The following is a 13911-nucleotide window of genomic DNA, read 5'->3' on the forward strand; positions in this document are numbered from 1 at the left end:
TCTGCCTTTTCCATGACCAGGCCCATGCCCGACGAACCCGAGATCCGCTTCGAAGCCGCCCTCTCCGAGCTGGAGACGATCGTCGACGCGCTCCAGCGCGGCGAGCCCGAACTCGACGCCGCCCTGGACAAGTACCAGAAGGGCGTCGCGCTGCTGGGCCGCTGCTACGGGCTCCTCGAGAAGGCCGAGCGATCGGTCGCCGTCCTGACCGGCTTCGATGAGGCGGGCGAACCGCTGACCACCCCGTTCGACCCGACCGCGACCTTCGACCTCGCCCGGTCCGCCGCCGCCACCATCGTCGCCTCCGTCGTCGTCCAGCCCGGGCCGGAAGCCGCCGCCCCCAAGCCCAAACGCAAACGCGTCGCAAAGCCCGTCGCCGAGACCTCGGTCGAGCCCGAGCCGGAGGTCAGCCCGATCGCGCCCGCCGAGCCCGAATACGACCGATTCGACCCGCCTTTCTGAGCCTGTCGGAACCCGTCGATCGCGGAGAGACTCCCTCTATACATTTCGAATAGATTCCGCATAAAATATCAACAATCAGGGCGGCCCGGCGCGGCTTCGGTCCCCCGGCGACGACATCGTCCCTCCTGTCCGTGAGGCGCGTGTGTCGACCGACGTCGTCTGTCCCTACTGCGGGCACGCGGGCCGACTCCCCGAGGGATTCGTCGGCGGTCGCGTCAAATGCCCTTCGTGTCGCAACAGGATCCCCGCGCCGGCGAACGTCGCTGCGCCGTCGGAAGAAGAGCGAAAACCCATCGAGTCTGTGGAGCCGCCTCGGATCGAGGACCCCCGCGACGGCCGACTCGAGACGACCGTCGAGCCGGTCTCCGCGGCCCCGCCGGCGACGAGGCCGATCCCCAAGGGCTTCGAGGCCGAGACTGCCGAGGACCGGCCCGACGAGGACGACGAGTTCCTCGACGAAGACGAGCCGGACGTCCTGTTCACGCCGCTACGCATTGCCCTGGGGGTCGCGGCGGTCGTCGGCATGATCCTCGCGGCGGTCGCCGCCCCGTTCCTCGTCAACGCTTTCAAGCCCGCTCGGGTCGCGCCTCCCGAATCCGTGAGGGTGATCCGATTTCCGCCCCAGGCGCCGAAAGCTCCGATCCAGGCCGTCTCGCATGAGGCGGCCCAGGCGGTCATGGCGCGCGGACTGCCGGCATCGCCGGTTCCGCTCGCGGTCGCGGCTCCGGCCACGCCTCCGATCGTCGAGCCCAGGGCGAATCCGATCGTGGCGACGCCCGACGCAACGGGACCGCAGGCGGCGCGGCTGGACCTCGTCAAACGCATCAAGGACGCCACCGTCTACCTGAAGGTCGGCGGGGGGCCTGGCTCGGGGACGGGGTCGGGCTTCGTGATCCGGGTCGAGGGAAACGTCGTCTATGTGGCCACGAATCATCACGTCGTCCAGCCGCCTACCGAGGGAAACGCGCCGCCGGCTATCGCGTCATCGATGAGCTGGCCGCCCGTCCTGGCGGTCTTCCGGAGCGGAGATCCGAACCGTCGCGAGTCGGTCCACACGGCCCAGGTCGTCGCCTTCGATCGCGAGGACAACCGCGACCTCGCCGTCCTGAAGGTCGTCGGCGTGAGCGAACCTCCCGCGCCCATCGACCTCTCGGTCGCGGCGGAGGCCGTCGAGACGACTCCCCTGGGGATCTACGGGTTCCCGTTCGGCAACCTCAACCAGGTCATCGATCGGAACAACCAGGGCAATCCCTCGGTCACGGTCTCGCGGGGGGCGGTGTCCCGTCTCCAGTTCGACGAGGCCGGCCGACTGGCCCTCGTCCAGATCGACGGTTCGATCGACCCCGGCAACAGCGGCGGTCCGGTCGTCGACGACAAGGGCCGCCTCGTGGGGCTGGCCGTGTCGAAGATCGCCTTCTCCAACATCGGGTTCGCCGTCCCGGCGAAGGAGTTGGAACGCATGCTCGAAGGCCGCGTCGGCCGGGTCCGCGTGAATCGAGAGCCCCCGTCGGGAGGCGAGGCCGTCCTGAAGGTGCAAGCCGACCTGATCGACCCGCTCGACAAGGTGCGTTCGATCGAAGTCCTCTACGTCCCGACCGCCCTGCCCGCGACTCCCGGCGTCGACGGCTGGGGTGAACTCGCCGGGGCGCAGCGTACGCCGCTGGCCCGGCTCGGCGGTGCCGCCGAGGGGACGATCCGCCTCGCCGTCCCGGAAGCCCGAACCGTCACGCTCCAGGCCTGCGTCCGGAACGCCTCGGGCCGGACGACTTACGAGAAGCCCTTCCCGTTCGTCGTCCCCGACGGCCCGAATCCCCCCGCGCTCGCCGGAGATCCGGGTGCGGCCCGGCCCGTCGCCAGGCCGACGAACCCGATCTTCGGCACGCTGATCGACCCGAGCAAGGTCTGCAAGCTGGAGCGCAAGGACGACGTCGTGACGCTCCAAATCCCGGCGGGCGTCCACCTCCTGGGCCCGGACTTCGCGCCGCGGTCGGCGCCGATGGCGCTCGCCGAAGTCGAGGGCGATTTCGACCTCCGCGTCGCCGTGGTCGGGATGCTCCTGCCGGGCGTCGAGCCCGCCAAGTTCAAGGGTCGACTCCTGCCCAACACGTACCAGGGGGCGGGCCTCGTCCTCTTCGAGGACCGCAACAATTACGTGAGGATCGAGCGCGCGGCCGCCACGGAACGAGGCCGGCCCACGGTCTCCAACGAGGTCGTGATCGAGATCCGAGATAACGGGAAGGTGCTCGGCCCTTACTCCGACGCCATCCCGGACAGCCCGATGATCCTGCGTCTCCTGCGGGTCGGCGGGGGCGTGCGCTGCATGTTCGGGCCGAACGGCCAGTTCTGGCTCTCGTCGAGGCAGCTCGCCGTCCGCTTCCCCGAGAAGGTTCGCGTGGGCCTGATCGCTTCGAACGCTTCCAAAGAGCCGCTCATCGGCCGGTTCAAGAATTTCACCCTGGACCAGGGCGCCGACGTTAAACCCGACAACTAGTGGGTCACTTGGCTCGATCGTGACCATAAGTCGGGTCGGCGCTGCGTCAAAGCGGGGCCAGGGTGCAGGCTCCCGAGCCTCCGAGTCGGTGGCGACGGTCGCGTCGCCTGCGTCTTCGGGCCGCTCGCTTGCCGCCCCACACGAACGGCGTCGGAGCCTCATTCCAACGCCTTGCAACCGCCTCGAACCAGGCCATGATCTCCGCCACGTCGGTCGGATGCCGGCCGTCCGACGCCCGACGCTTGAGGACTCGTTGGATGCTCTCGGCCATGTTCAGCCAGGAGCCGCCCGCCGGCGTGTCGAGCGGCATGACGCCGTGGACGAGCAGCCAGCAGACGAAATCGGGCGTCTTGTGCCAGGCCAGGTCGTCCAGCAGCGCGCTGGCCGACTCGCGCGACGGTGGCGGTGCCGACCTACAGGGCGTCGGCGATCCGGTGGTCGGGCCAGGCGGGGCCGCCGTCGGCGGCGTCGGCCTTGAGCAGGACGCGGGCATGGGACAGCTTGCGGGCGGCGGCCTGACCGGCGGCGATGAGGTCCTGGAGTTGCTGGCGTTCGTCGGCTTCGAGTGTGACCTTGAATCTCTTCATGGCGGCCCTCCTGGAGCGATAAGCGCTCCGATAGAACCGAAGCGGATGCGACCCGCAATTCAATTCCGGCGGATTTTTGGGTCTTTCACTTCGATCCCTCGGCGAGATGAGCGAGGTTTTTTTCGAGGTCCTGCAAGTTGCCTTCGACCAGTTTGCCCATGGGATCGATCAGCAAGAGGTTGGAGACGCCTTCAAGGCCGAATCGCTCGTAGGTCTGGAAGGTGTTGTCGAGGAGGACGGGGAACGGCAGCTCCCTGCCGCCCCAGACCGCCTTCCTGACGTGCCTGAGCTGCCGCTCCAAGGCGGCGACGTCCGTAAGGGTCTCGCTGAAATCACAGCAGAAGGCCAGGATCTCGAACCGATCTCTCTGGGCTTTATGGGCCTCATAGAACGCCATCAGTTCCGGCAATTGCTTGCCCAAGCACGGAGCGCAATTCGGCCCCCAGAAGTAGAGGACGACCCACTTACCCTTGAAGTCGGAGAGCTTGGAGCCTTCGGCCACTCCCCTTGCATCGGTCAGGTGCCAAGGCGGGGGCTGCTTGCCGAAGTTCTGCCTGTAGTCGCCCCAAGCCCCTCTCGCCTTGGAGCGGTCGACCCGGTCCTGGAATCCACCAATCCGAGGGCGGAGGACCAGGGCCCCCAGGTCGACTTCGGTTTGCTCCGCCGTGACGGTGACCGACCGGGATTCGAGGGTTTCCGACGACGGTGAATCGCTGCTGGCGCTGAAGTTGTAGGCCCCAGGAGGGATCATAAACTCGAACCGGGCGTGGTAGCTGCCACAGATAGCGATCTTCGTGTTGTTGAGCGGGTCGTTCTCCTCATAAGGTAGGTGCAGATAGGTGCAAGTCCACTTCAACGGACCCTCCAGGCCCGAGAGCTTGTTCGTGCCGAAGACGCGGACGAGCGGCGACAACCGGACTTCGACGGGGGCCTCTGGATGCTTGGGATCGAAGTAAACGACGGCCCCATGGCGACGTTCGCGGTCGCAGATCATCAGCGTTTTCGTGCGTCTTGGCACCGGGATCGAAAACCGGCCATCGGCGTCCGTCACCGCCGGGCGGACATCGCCCCAGGGCTCCATCTTCCCCTCATGCTGCCAGAGTTTCTCCGGCTCCTTGTTGCCAAGTGCGACGACTTGATCCCAATCCAGGCCATTCGCGCCCCAGAAGGCGGAGACGCTGGCCCCTCGTGCGGGTCGCCCTTCTCCGTCGGTGACCCGCCCACCAAGCTTCTTCGGCTCGTCCGCCGTCAACGTCGCCGGAGCGATAAGCAGCAGGAGGGCCATCGACATGGAGCGAGAGATCATTGAAGCATTCCCTGGGTGTACGACTTTTGTCCTAGGGTGCAAACCTATCCGATTGCCGAAGCTTCGTAAAGCTCGGCCCCTGTACGGATTCCGCATTCGCTCCGCAGGACTTATCCAACAATTAGAGCTTGGTGAACGAATAGGCCGGCGATCGAGGGCCCTTCTCGGACGCGAGGTCACGCGCCGCTGTGCATCCGAGGCCCCGGCGGCTGCGCGGCCAGGACCGCGGCCTCGGCTTCGAGCAGCTCGCGCCAGCGAGGCAGGACCTCGTCTTCGGGCAGCACGTGGCCGGCGAGGACGAGGAAGACGCGGTAGTGGCCCAGCTCCGACGCCCCCAGGCGGTTGTAGAACCGCGACAGCTCGCGGTCGACGCCGGCCGTGGCGTGCGCCAGGGCGAGGAACCGCTCGCACGAGCGGGCCTCGATGAGCGCGGAGATCAGGAGTCGGTCCGCCAGCTCCTCGTTGCCGCGCCCTTTGCGGACCAGGTTCCGCAGGGCGATGGCGTACGGATTGCGGTGATTCCGCTCCAGCCGGCCGCCGCGGCGGATCAGCAGGCGGACGACCGAACTCAGGTGCGCCGCCTCGTCGTGGGCGATCGCGGCCAGGGTCGTCGCCCAGATCTCGGGAGGGGTCGGCTCGGGCCAGCGGTTGATGAGTTCGAGCGCGTTCGTCGCGGCCTTCTTCTCCAGGTAGGCATGGTCGTTCAGGAGCGCAAGGGGATCGCGGAGGGCCTGCGCGGCCCAGGAATCGGGCGTCCGCGACAGCAAAGGCAGGCCCTCGACGGACTCGACGAAGCTCATGATGGAAGCCGTCCTCGGCAAGCTGCACGGATGACTGCACGCGAAATCAGGCCGCGATCTCGACGCATCCCCCCCAATTCCTCGCCGAAAAACCTCGGTCCAGGGTGCCGCGGCCGGGACATCGCTTTGCACGGCAAAGTTTTCACGGCACCCATGTAGACAAGGCGGGGGGGAATGTCAACAATAGCAGCGGGCACGGGAAGTTGGGAGGATGGAACCCTCCGGGAGGACGCTTGCGTCAGGCGACGCGGCCTCCATAGACTGATCCGGCCCGGCACTCCTTGTAACATCAACTTCATGACGAGCAGTTCACAAACCTTGACCGCGTCGACGCTCGACGAACATCTCGCCGTGCATCGCCGCCGGGTGGAGGACGCCCTGGCGGCGGCCCTCCCCGAGGCGGCGGCCGAGGGCGAGGGGGATTGTCCCGAGCGGCTGGCGGCGGCGATGCGATACAGCGTGCTCGGCGGCGGCAAGCGATTGCGGCCCGTGCTCTGCTTGATGGCGGCCGAGGCCTGCGGGGCGACGTGGCGCGAGGCCCTGCCCGCCGCCTGCGCCCTGGAGCTGGTGCACACCTACTCCCTCATCCACGACGACCTGCCGGCGATGGACGACGACGACCTCCGCCGGGGCCGACCGACCTGCCACAAGGCGTTCGACGAGGCCACGGCGATCCTGGCCGGCGACGGCCTGCTGACGCTGGCCTTCGAGCTGGTCGCCCGCGGCGTCGAGCCGGCCGATTCGGCCGTGGAATGCGTCCGGATCCTGGCCCAGGCGTCGGGCCCCTCGGGGATGGTCGCCGGCCAGATGGCCGACCTCCAGGCCGAGGACCGCGCCGAGGCGGGCCGCGACGGCTCGGCGGCCGAGCTGGAGGCGATCCACCGCCGCAAGACGGGCGCCCTGCTTCGGGCGCCCCTGGAGATGGGGGCGGTGATCGCCCGGGCCCCCGAGGCCTGGCGCGAGGCGCTGGCGCGGTACGGCCGGGCGGTCGGCCTGGCCTTCCAGATCGTCGATGATCTTTTGGACGTGGAAGGCGACGAGGCCAAGGTCGGCAAGCGGGTCGGCAAGGACTCGGGCCACGGCAAGTGGACGTATCCCCGGTTCCTCGGGGTCGAGGGGAGCCGGGCCAAGGCCCGGCAGCTCGCCCACGAAGCGGTCGCCGCACTGGCCCCCCTGGAAACGCGCGGCGGACGGCTCCGCGAACTGGCGCTGGCTCTTTTGGAAAGGGAGTGTTGATGCTCAGCCCCGACTCGATCCTGTCCCGGATCGGCTCCCCGGCGGACCTCAAAACGCTGACCGACAAGGACCTCGACCTGCTCGCCGCCGAGATGCGCGCCGAGCTGCTCGGCGTCGTCGGCCGGCGCGCGGCGCACTTCGCCAGCAACCTGGGCGTCGTGGAGCTTTGCCTGGCCCTCCACCTGACCTTCGACTTCGCCCGCGACCGCCTGATCTGGGACACCGGCCACCAGATCTACCCCCACAAGCTGATCACCGGCCGCGCCGCCGAGCTGCACACGATCCGGACGAAGGGGGGCCTGATGGGCTACCCCAACCCGGCCGAGAGCCCCTACGACCTGTTCATGACCGGCCACGCCGGCTGCGCCCCCTCGACGGCCCTGGGCCTGAAGCTGGGCGACGAGATCATGGGCCGGGACGACGCCCATTCGGTCGCGGTGATCGGCGACGGCGCCTTCCCCTCGGGGATCGTCTTCGAGGCGCTCAACCACGCGAGCGGCTCGCAGAGCAAGCTGCTGGTGATCCTCAACGACAACAAGATGTCGATCTGCCCCCCCGTCGGCGGCATCGCCAACACGCTCGACCGGGCGCGGATGTCGAAGACGTACCACGACTGGAACAAGCGGCTGAAGTCGCTCGTCCCCACCATCCCGCTCGTGGGCGAGACCGCCGACCGCTGGCTGCAGCAGTTCAAGGACGCGATCAAGGCCACGCTCCAGCACGGCATGCTCTTCGAAGAGCTGGGCTTCACCTACCTCGGCCCGATCGACGGCCACGACCTCAAGGGCCTCCGGACGTACCTGGAGAAGGTCAAGGCGATGAGCGGGCCGATCCTGCTCCACGTCCTGACCAACAAGGGGCAAGGCTTCGAGCCGGCCGTGAAGGACCCGGTGAAGTTCCACGCCCCCAACCCGTTCCGGAAGGCCAAGGAGGGGATCGTCCCCCTCAAGGTCAGCTCGGGCGAGACGTACACCGACGCCTTCAGCTCGGCCCTGTTCGACGCCTGCGCCAACGACCCTCGGGTGGTCGTGCTGACGGCCGCCATGTGCGAGGGGAACAAGCTCCAGAAGGTCCGCGAGACCTTCCCGAAGCAGTTCCTCGACGTCGGCATCTGCGAGAGCCACGCGGTCGCCCTGGCCGGCGGCATGGCCAAGGCCGGCGCGCGGCCGGTGGTCGACATCTACAGCACGTTCCTCCAGCGCTCGTACGACCAGATCTTCCAGGAGGTCGCGCTGCAGAATCTGCCGGTGGTCTTCTGCCTCGATCGCGCGGGCCTCGTCGGCGCCGACGGGCCGACGCACCACGGCAGCTACGACCTGGCCTACATGCGGGTCTTCCCCAACATGGTCGTCATGGCCCCCGGCGACCGCCGCGACGTCGGGCCCATGCTCGACTTCGCCCTCGGCCACGACGCCCCGGTCTCGATCCGCTACCCCCGCGCCTACCTGGAATCGGTCGAGCGCGACGCCGCGCCGATCGAGCTGGGGCAGGCCGAGGTGATCGAGTGGGAGAGCGACGGCATGATCGTCGCCTGCGGGGCCATGCTGGGCGCGTGCGTCCGGGCCGCCGAGCGGCTCCACGACCGCTACGGGCTGCACGTCGGCGTCATCAACGCCCGGTTCGTCAAGCCGCTCGACCGCGCGACGATCGGCAAGGCGATCGAGGAGGCCGGCTTCGTCCTGACCGTCGAGGAGGGCTGCCTCCCCGGCGGCTTCGGCTCGGCCGTCCTCGAGGCCGCCAACGACGCCGGGCTGCCGACCCACCACGTCCGCCGCCTGGGCCTGCCCGACCGCTTCGTGCTGCACGCCGAGCGCGACGAGCAGCTCGCCGAGGTCGGCCTGGACGTCGACGGCATCACCGCCGCGGCGCTCGAGCTGGCCCGCGCCGTCGGCCTGGAGTTCACCGACCTCGGCCCCGCGTCGGCGACCGAGCCGGGAGCCGCGTCGTCGAACGGCGACGCACACTCCAATGGATCGGCGGTCGTCGCCGGATCGCCGTCCGAGAAGTAACGAGGCCGGCGGCCGGGACCTCCTCATGGCGACTTCCCCCGAACAACCCGGAGCGTCGGGCTCGCCGCCGTCGCGGATCATGATCCTGGGCAACGGCACCCGCGACGAGGTCCAGGGCTACGTCGAGCGCGTCGCCGAGGCGCTGCGGGGCGTGCCCGATTTCGAGCTGACGGGCGTCGACCTGACGGCCGATTCGGACCTCTCATGCTGTCCCGCCGACCTCGCGGTCGTCGTCGGCGGCGACGGCACGGTGCTGCACACGGTCCGGCGGATGGCCGACCGCCCGACCCCGATCCTGGGGGTCAACGCCGGCCGCCTCGGCTTCCTCGCCGACCTGACCATCGAGACGTTCCTCGAACGCCTGCCCGACCTGGCCGCGCGGCGGTACACGATCGAGAACCTGATGACGATGTCCGTCACGGTGACCTCGGCCCAGGGGCCGACGCGCGTCTTCCGGGCCCTGAACGACGCCGTCCTCCGCGCCGCGCCGTATTTCAAGATCGTCGAGATCGGCCTGTCGATCGACGGCGAGAGCGTGATGAACTACCGCGGCGACGGCCTGATCGTGGCCACGCCCGTGGGCTCGACGGCCCACAGCCTCTCGGCCGGCGGCCCGATCCTGCCGCCCAACGCCCACATGTTCGTGGTCACCCCGCTGTGCGCCCACACGCTCACCCAGCGCCCGCTGGTCGACGGCGGCCACAAGACCTACGAGCTGGTCCCCCACGGCGAGGGGATCGCCACGATCCTCGTCGTCGACGGCCAGATCCAGATCCCGCTCCAGGATCGCGACCGCGTCACCATCCGCCGCGGCGACCCGCCCTTCCCGATCGTCCGCCTCCCCGGCCACAGCTTCTACCGCACCCTTCGCGACAAGCTGGGCTGGGGCGCCTACCCCGCCGGAGACCGCGGGCCGAGGAGCTGAGACGGACGGATCGTTTCAGGGGATCTCCAGCACGATCTTGCCGAACTGCCCCGACTCGTCCATGTGGCGGTGGGCCGCGGAGGCGTCGGCGAGCGGGTAGGCGCGATCCACGACGGGGCGCAGGGAGCCGTCGGCGAAGAGGGCGAGCATCGCCGTGAAGTCGGCCGGCGAGCCCATCGTGGTGCCGAGCAGGTTGAGCTGCTTCCAGTACACGCGACGCGTCTCGACCTTCGGCGCCGGCCCGGTCGTCGCGCCGAAGGTGGCGATCCGGCCGCCGGCGCTCAGCAAATCGATGCAGGCGTTGTACGTCTCGCCGCCGACGGCGTCGATCACGATGTCGGGCCCCTGGCCGCCGCTCAGCTCGCGGATCTTCTCGACCCACCCGGCATCCTTGTAATTGGCCCCGCCGTCGGCCCCGAGGGCTTGGGCGCGTTCGAGCTTCTCGTCACTGCCCGAAGTCACCAGCACCCGCGCCCCGAGCTTCTTCGCGAACAGCAGCGCGAACGTCGCCGCGCCGCCGCCGATGCCCGGGATGAAGACGGTCTCGCCCGGCTTCGCCTGGGCGCGCGACACGAGGGCCCGATAAGCGGTCAGGCCCGCGAGCGGGATCGCGGCGGCCTCGCCCCAGCCCAGGCCGGCCGGCTTGGGATGGATGTTCGTCGCAGCGACCTTCACGAGCTGGGCGTACGTGCCCCCGTCGGGCATGCCCAGGATCCGGAAGTTCGGCCCGAAGAACCGCTCGTCGTCGCCCCAATCGAGGCTCGGGTTGATGACGACCTCGCGGCCGACGAGCGCGGCGTCGACGCCCTCGCCGACCGCCTCGACGACCCCCGCGCCGTCGGAGCCGAGGATCGTCGGCAGCTTGATCCCCGCGTACTGGCCCATGCGGATCCAGACGTCGCGATGGTTCAGCGCCGCGGCCTTGAGCCGCACGACCGCCTCGCCGGGCCCGGGAGTCGGGTCGGGCGCGTCCTCCAGCCTCAACAGTTCGGGGCCGCCCAGGTCGCGGAGCACGATCGCTTTCATGATGCCGTCCTTCGTAGAATCCCCTGCCCTGCTCGACTACGCCGATCGGCGGCGTCGCCGTCGAAATCGTACCTACCGAGCACCCCAGGTCAAGCAACGAGAGGGCGGCGATTGTCCGCCCGTCGCGCCGGCGATAGACTGACGGCGCGAAGCGATCGCGACGTCTCGAACATCCGGGGGCCGGCGATGCTGGATCCGAACCGCCTGGTTTACGACCACGAAGAGGACCCGACCGAGCCGGTCGCGCCCGAGCGGATCGCGAAGTGGGAACGCACGGTCGGCGGCGCGATGCCCGGGTCGCTCCGGGCGCTCTACGAACTCGGCGACGGCGGCCGGCTCCGCGACACCTCGATCGACGTCACGCCCATGGACGACGTCCAGACGCTCGAACCGGCGTACCTTGAAGATGTCGACGAGCATGACGCCGCGTCCGGCGCGTCCGCCGATCCCGCCCGGATCGTCCAGTTCGGATACGACTCGTCGAACGGCGGCATGCTCCTGCTCAACTACAACGGCGTGGGGCCGGGCGGCGAGCCGACGGTCTACAGCGTGTACTCCGAGCCGGACAGCCTGCGCCGGATCGCGGACACCCTCGACGCGTTCCTCGAAGCTGAGCTGGACTTCGAGAAGGCGCCGTGCGTCGACTGGTCGGAGGCGGACGGGCCTCATGAGGTCCTCGCCCGCGTCACGCTCGACGTCTCGCACATGCACGGCTCCTCGGCTGCCTGGCATCAGGTGCTGATCCGCGCGGTCGATGCGCTCGTCCTGCTCGTCCGCGAGGATTCGCCCGGCGGCGAGAGGCTCGAACGGACGCAGTTGCCGACGCCGCTAGACGCTTCGGGCTCGAGTCTCCGCCGCTACTGGGAGGAGCCCGAGACGTACGCCCTGATGATCCGACCCGCCGAGTCGAGCGGGATCATCCATCGCGAGGCCGTCAAGACGAGCGACGGCACCTGGCGGAACACCGAGTCCGAAGGCGTCCCCGTCTACGTCCAGGTCCTCTCCCCCTCGCGCGACGAGCTGGCCGCCCTCCGCGAGCGGCTGGTGGGGGCGGACGAGGCCGCGAAGCTGGAGGCCGCCGACCGCGAGCAGGAGCGCCTCGCGGCCCTCCCCCCGGCCGAGCGGATGACGGCCCTGCTCCAGCGCATGGTCGAATTCCAGGAAGAGCTGAAGAGCTTCCTGCCCGATCGCGACGAGCCAGACGAGGAACACGCCGTCTGAAACGCCGGTCCCGCGAAGTCGCGCTCAGTCCCTGCGGCGGGGCCTCATGTTCTCGTCGAGGTCGTCGAGCATGGCTTCGAGGCCGTCGAGCTGGACGGGCGTCGGCGTGCGGGTGGGCCGGGGGATGACGGGAGGCGAGCCGTCGTCGATGCTCTCGATGTAGGTCAGGGGCGGGGCGTCGGCGGCCGGGCGCGGCCCCGCGAGTTTGGACTCGATCCGATCCTGGATCATCGAGATCGTGTGCACGACCTGCATCAGGCCGTCGTACTCGTCCTGCTCGGCGGGCTCGAGCCCGCCGTTCATGATCTTCTCGACGAGCGCGTCGATCCGGGCCTTGACGTCGTCGGGCGCGTAGAGGTCCGAGAAGACCTGCGCCGCATCGGGCGTGAGCTGCTCGACGATCGCGTCGAGCAGGCGTTCGAGCATGGTCGGCGATGGGATGTTGGCCATGGCGGCATCATAAATAGGAGGCCTGCGGAAGGGAACACCGATCGGTCATCCGACGATGAAGCACGAATCGTCGACCGTTCTCAAAAGTCGTTTGCGACACCGGACGACGGCCTTCCCCCCTCGGGGGGGAAGGTGGCCCGAAGGGCCGGATGAGGGGGGGCGAGCACGGAAGCCGTCGCCCCATCGTGTTGCGGGATTGCGAATTCCGACGGGGTCTCGCGCGGCCTCCCCCTCAACCGACCCCTGCGGGGTCTGCCTTCCCCCCCGAGGGGGGAAGGCGTCGGAAGGCCCGGCCTTCGAACTTCCGGGCCGGTTTCTCAGCCTCTCGCCGCCACGCGTTCCCGGGCCGCCCGTTCGGCGGCTTCCTGATCGCGAAGGGCGGTGCGACGTCCATGGCGATTGGCGATCGAGAACAACCCGGCGAACCAGGCCGCGAAGCCGGCGATCGCCAGGGTCCACAACCTCGGCGGCGACAGCCGATCCTGGTAGTGCGAAATCGTCGCGGCGCCGAGGATCGCCGCGACGCCCCAGGCGAGGAGTTGAGCGTCGTACCGATTCAGGTCGGGATCGGATCGCAGCGGGACGACGCGTTCGACGCTCCCTTCCGACGGGGTCACGGCCCGGAGCACGGCCCACAGCACGGCGACGAGCGGGATGATGGCGAAAGTCCGCGCGTTCCCCGTCGCGCGCCAGGAGACGACCGCGACCAACGCCGTCGCGAGGAGGGCCGGGACGAAGATCCGGGTCCATCGGGCGCGAGTCGCGAGGATCTCACCCGGTCCCGGGGTCGTCCGGCGCGGCCCTCCTTCGCCGAGACCGGTCTTGTGGGCGAAGAGGTTCCAGCCCGATTGGACGTCGGGACGGATCGCCTCGCGGATCCGGCCGACGATCGCGTCGCGGTCGCCGGGGTCGTAGTCGCGGAAGTTCAGGACGAGTCGGGACGAAGGGGCACGCGCGACGAGACGCACGCCGGCGGGCCCGGTCCGCCATCGGGCTTCGACGACGCGAGTCAGGTCCAGCTCCGCCCGGCGGACCGACCCCTGCGCGACGACCTGATGGCCGCGAAAGGTCAGCGACGCCAGCCGGTTTTCCAGCACCATCGCGAGCGAAAGCCCCGCCATCACCAACGGAACGCCCCCGAACAGGGCCGCGGCCGCGGGCCGGTTCCGGACGTCGGGCGCGGCGTACGCGGCCCACAAGCCGACGCCGCCCCATGCGAGGAAGCCCACGAGGAGCCCCAGCCCCAGGTAGAGTTTCGAGCGCGGTGGTCGATAGGTCGCGTCCATGTCGGGCGGGCCTCGTGGGATCGTTCCTGCAAGTCGAGGTCTGTCATCGCATCCGTCGGGCGGCTTCGCGCGGCGGCGCCGACCGAGACTCGGCTCGCCTTGACCGTCGCGA

General features: G+C 69.3%; 13 protein-coding genes. 6 read left to right on the forward strand and 7 right to left on the reverse strand.

Translation table 11 applies throughout. From position 1 onward, the window contains the following. Positions 1-24 precede the first annotated feature (24 nt). On the forward strand, positions 25-462 hold the full coding sequence (xseB, locus tag PZE19_RS19790) for an exodeoxyribonuclease VII small subunit (RefSeq protein ID WP_277862328.1): 438 nt from the start codon (positions 25-27) through the stop codon (positions 460-462). Between the two features lie 301 nt (positions 463-763). Further along, positions 764-2953, forward strand: a complete 2190-nt coding sequence (locus PZE19_RS19795) for a trypsin-like peptidase domain-containing protein (protein ID WP_277862329.1) — start codon at positions 764-766, stop codon at positions 2951-2953. A 46-nt stretch (positions 2954-2999) separates the two neighbouring features. Here the strand turns inward: PZE19_RS19795 and PZE19_RS19800 are convergent, their stop codons facing one another. The 4 genes from PZE19_RS19800 to miaE form a co-directional block, all read right to left on the reverse strand. Beyond that, positions 3000-3446, reverse strand: a complete 447-nt coding sequence (locus PZE19_RS19800; protein ID WP_277862330.1) for a hypothetical protein — start codon at positions 3444-3446, stop codon at positions 3000-3002. Then, positions 3367-3540: a hypothetical protein gene (locus tag PZE19_RS19805; RefSeq protein WP_277862331.1), complete on the reverse strand. Its 174-nt coding sequence runs from the start codon at positions 3538-3540 to the stop codon at positions 3367-3369. The genes PZE19_RS19800 and PZE19_RS19805 overlap by 80 nt, the downstream gene beginning before the upstream one ends. Before the next feature lie 85 nt (positions 3541-3625). After that, a complete protein-coding gene (locus PZE19_RS19810; RefSeq protein ID WP_277862332.1) occupies positions 3626-4831 on the reverse strand; it encodes a redoxin domain-containing protein in 1206 nt (401 codons plus the stop codon). Between the two features lie 191 nt (positions 4832-5022). Next, the gene (gene miaE / locus PZE19_RS19815; protein WP_277862333.1) at positions 5023-5646 is read right to left on the reverse strand and encodes a tRNA isopentenyl-2-thiomethyl-A-37 hydroxylase MiaE; all 624 of its coding nucleotides are present in this window, start codon (positions 5644-5646) and stop codon (positions 5023-5025) included. A 297-nt stretch (positions 5647-5943) separates the two neighbouring features. Between miaE and PZE19_RS19820 the strand changes: the two genes are divergently transcribed. The 3 genes from PZE19_RS19820 to PZE19_RS19830 are packed head-to-tail and all read left to right on the forward strand — an operon-like array spanning position 5944 to position 9816. Beyond that, positions 5944-6882 carry a polyprenyl synthetase family protein gene (locus PZE19_RS19820; protein WP_438269979.1) on the forward strand — a complete coding sequence of 313 codons (939 nt, stop codon included), beginning with the start codon at positions 5944-5946 and terminating at the stop codon, positions 6880-6882. Beyond that, entirely contained in the window at positions 6882-8891 is a 2010-nt protein-coding gene (gene dxs, locus PZE19_RS19825; protein ID WP_277862335.1) for a 1-deoxy-D-xylulose-5-phosphate synthase, read from the forward strand. Before PZE19_RS19820 ends, dxs begins: the two co-directional genes overlap by 1 nt. Before the next feature lie 25 nt (positions 8892-8916). Next, positions 8917-9816, forward strand: coding sequence for an NAD(+)/NADH kinase (locus PZE19_RS19830; RefSeq protein ID WP_277862336.1), 900 nt, complete (start codon positions 8917-8919; stop codon positions 9814-9816). A 15-nt stretch (positions 9817-9831) separates the two neighbouring features. Here the strand turns inward: PZE19_RS19830 and PZE19_RS19835 are convergent, their stop codons facing one another. Continuing rightward, the gene (locus tag PZE19_RS19835) at positions 9832-10842 is read right to left on the reverse strand and encodes a zinc-binding dehydrogenase (protein ID WP_277862337.1); all 1011 of its coding nucleotides are present in this window, start codon (positions 10840-10842) and stop codon (positions 9832-9834) included. Between the two features lie 186 nt (positions 10843-11028). On the opposite strand from PZE19_RS19835, the gene PZE19_RS19840 reads away from it, so the two are divergent. Next, positions 11029-12063, forward strand: a complete 1035-nt coding sequence (locus tag PZE19_RS19840) for an SMI1/KNR4 family protein (RefSeq protein ID WP_277862338.1) — start codon at positions 11029-11031, stop codon at positions 12061-12063. Positions 12064-12087: 24 nt separating this feature from the next. On the opposite strand, the gene PZE19_RS19845 is transcribed toward PZE19_RS19840, so the two are convergent. After that, on the reverse strand, positions 12088-12513 hold the full coding sequence (locus tag PZE19_RS19845; RefSeq protein ID WP_277862339.1) for a hypothetical protein: 426 nt from the start codon (positions 12511-12513) through the stop codon (positions 12088-12090). 317 nt (positions 12514-12830) lie between these two features. Beyond that, on the reverse strand, positions 12831-13799 hold the full coding sequence (locus PZE19_RS19850; RefSeq protein WP_277862340.1) for a hypothetical protein: 969 nt from the start codon (positions 13797-13799) through the stop codon (positions 12831-12833). Between the last annotated feature and the right edge of the window lie 112 nt (positions 13800-13911).

The sequence above is a fragment of the Paludisphaera mucosa genome (genome assembly GCF_029589435.1).
Lineage (GTDB): Bacteria > Planctomycetota > Planctomycetia > Isosphaerales > Isosphaeraceae > Paludisphaera > Paludisphaera mucosa.

Coding starts and splice junctions, on each gene's coding strand:
- PZE19_RS19810 (WP_277862332.1), bottom strand. CDS start 4,831: ATGTCGATGGCCCTCCTGCTGCTTATCGCTCCGGCGACGTTGACGGCG.
- PZE19_RS19845 (WP_277862339.1), bottom strand. CDS start 12,513: ATGGCCAACATCCCATCGCCGACCATGCTCGAACGCCTGCTCGACGCG.
- PZE19_RS19805 (WP_277862331.1), bottom strand. CDS start 3,540: ATGAAGAGATTCAAGGTCACACTCGAAGCCGACGAACGCCAGCAACTC.
- xseB (WP_277862328.1), top strand. CDS start 25: ATGCCCGACGAACCCGAGATCCGCTTCGAAGCCGCCCTCTCCGAGCTG.
- PZE19_RS19850 (WP_277862340.1), bottom strand. CDS start 13,799: ATGGACGCGACCTATCGACCACCGCGCTCGAAACTCTACCTGGGGCTG.
- PZE19_RS19835 (WP_277862337.1), bottom strand. CDS start 10,842: ATGAAAGCGATCGTGCTCCGCGACCTGGGCGGCCCCGAACTGTTGAGG.
- PZE19_RS19820 (WP_438269979.1), top strand. CDS start 5,944: ATGACGAGCAGTTCACAAACCTTGACCGCGTCGACGCTCGACGAACAT.
- PZE19_RS19840 (WP_277862338.1), top strand. CDS start 11,029: ATGCTGGATCCGAACCGCCTGGTTTACGACCACGAAGAGGACCCGACC.
- PZE19_RS19800 (WP_277862330.1), bottom strand. CDS start 3,446: ATGCCCGCGTCCTGCTCAAGGCCGACGCCGCCGACGGCGGCCCCGCCT.
- miaE (WP_277862333.1), bottom strand. CDS start 5,646: ATGAGCTTCGTCGAGTCCGTCGAGGGCCTGCCTTTGCTGTCGCGGACG.
- PZE19_RS19830 (WP_277862336.1), top strand. CDS start 8,917: ATGGCGACTTCCCCCGAACAACCCGGAGCGTCGGGCTCGCCGCCGTCG.
- dxs (WP_277862335.1), top strand. CDS start 6,882: ATGCTCAGCCCCGACTCGATCCTGTCCCGGATCGGCTCCCCGGCGGAC.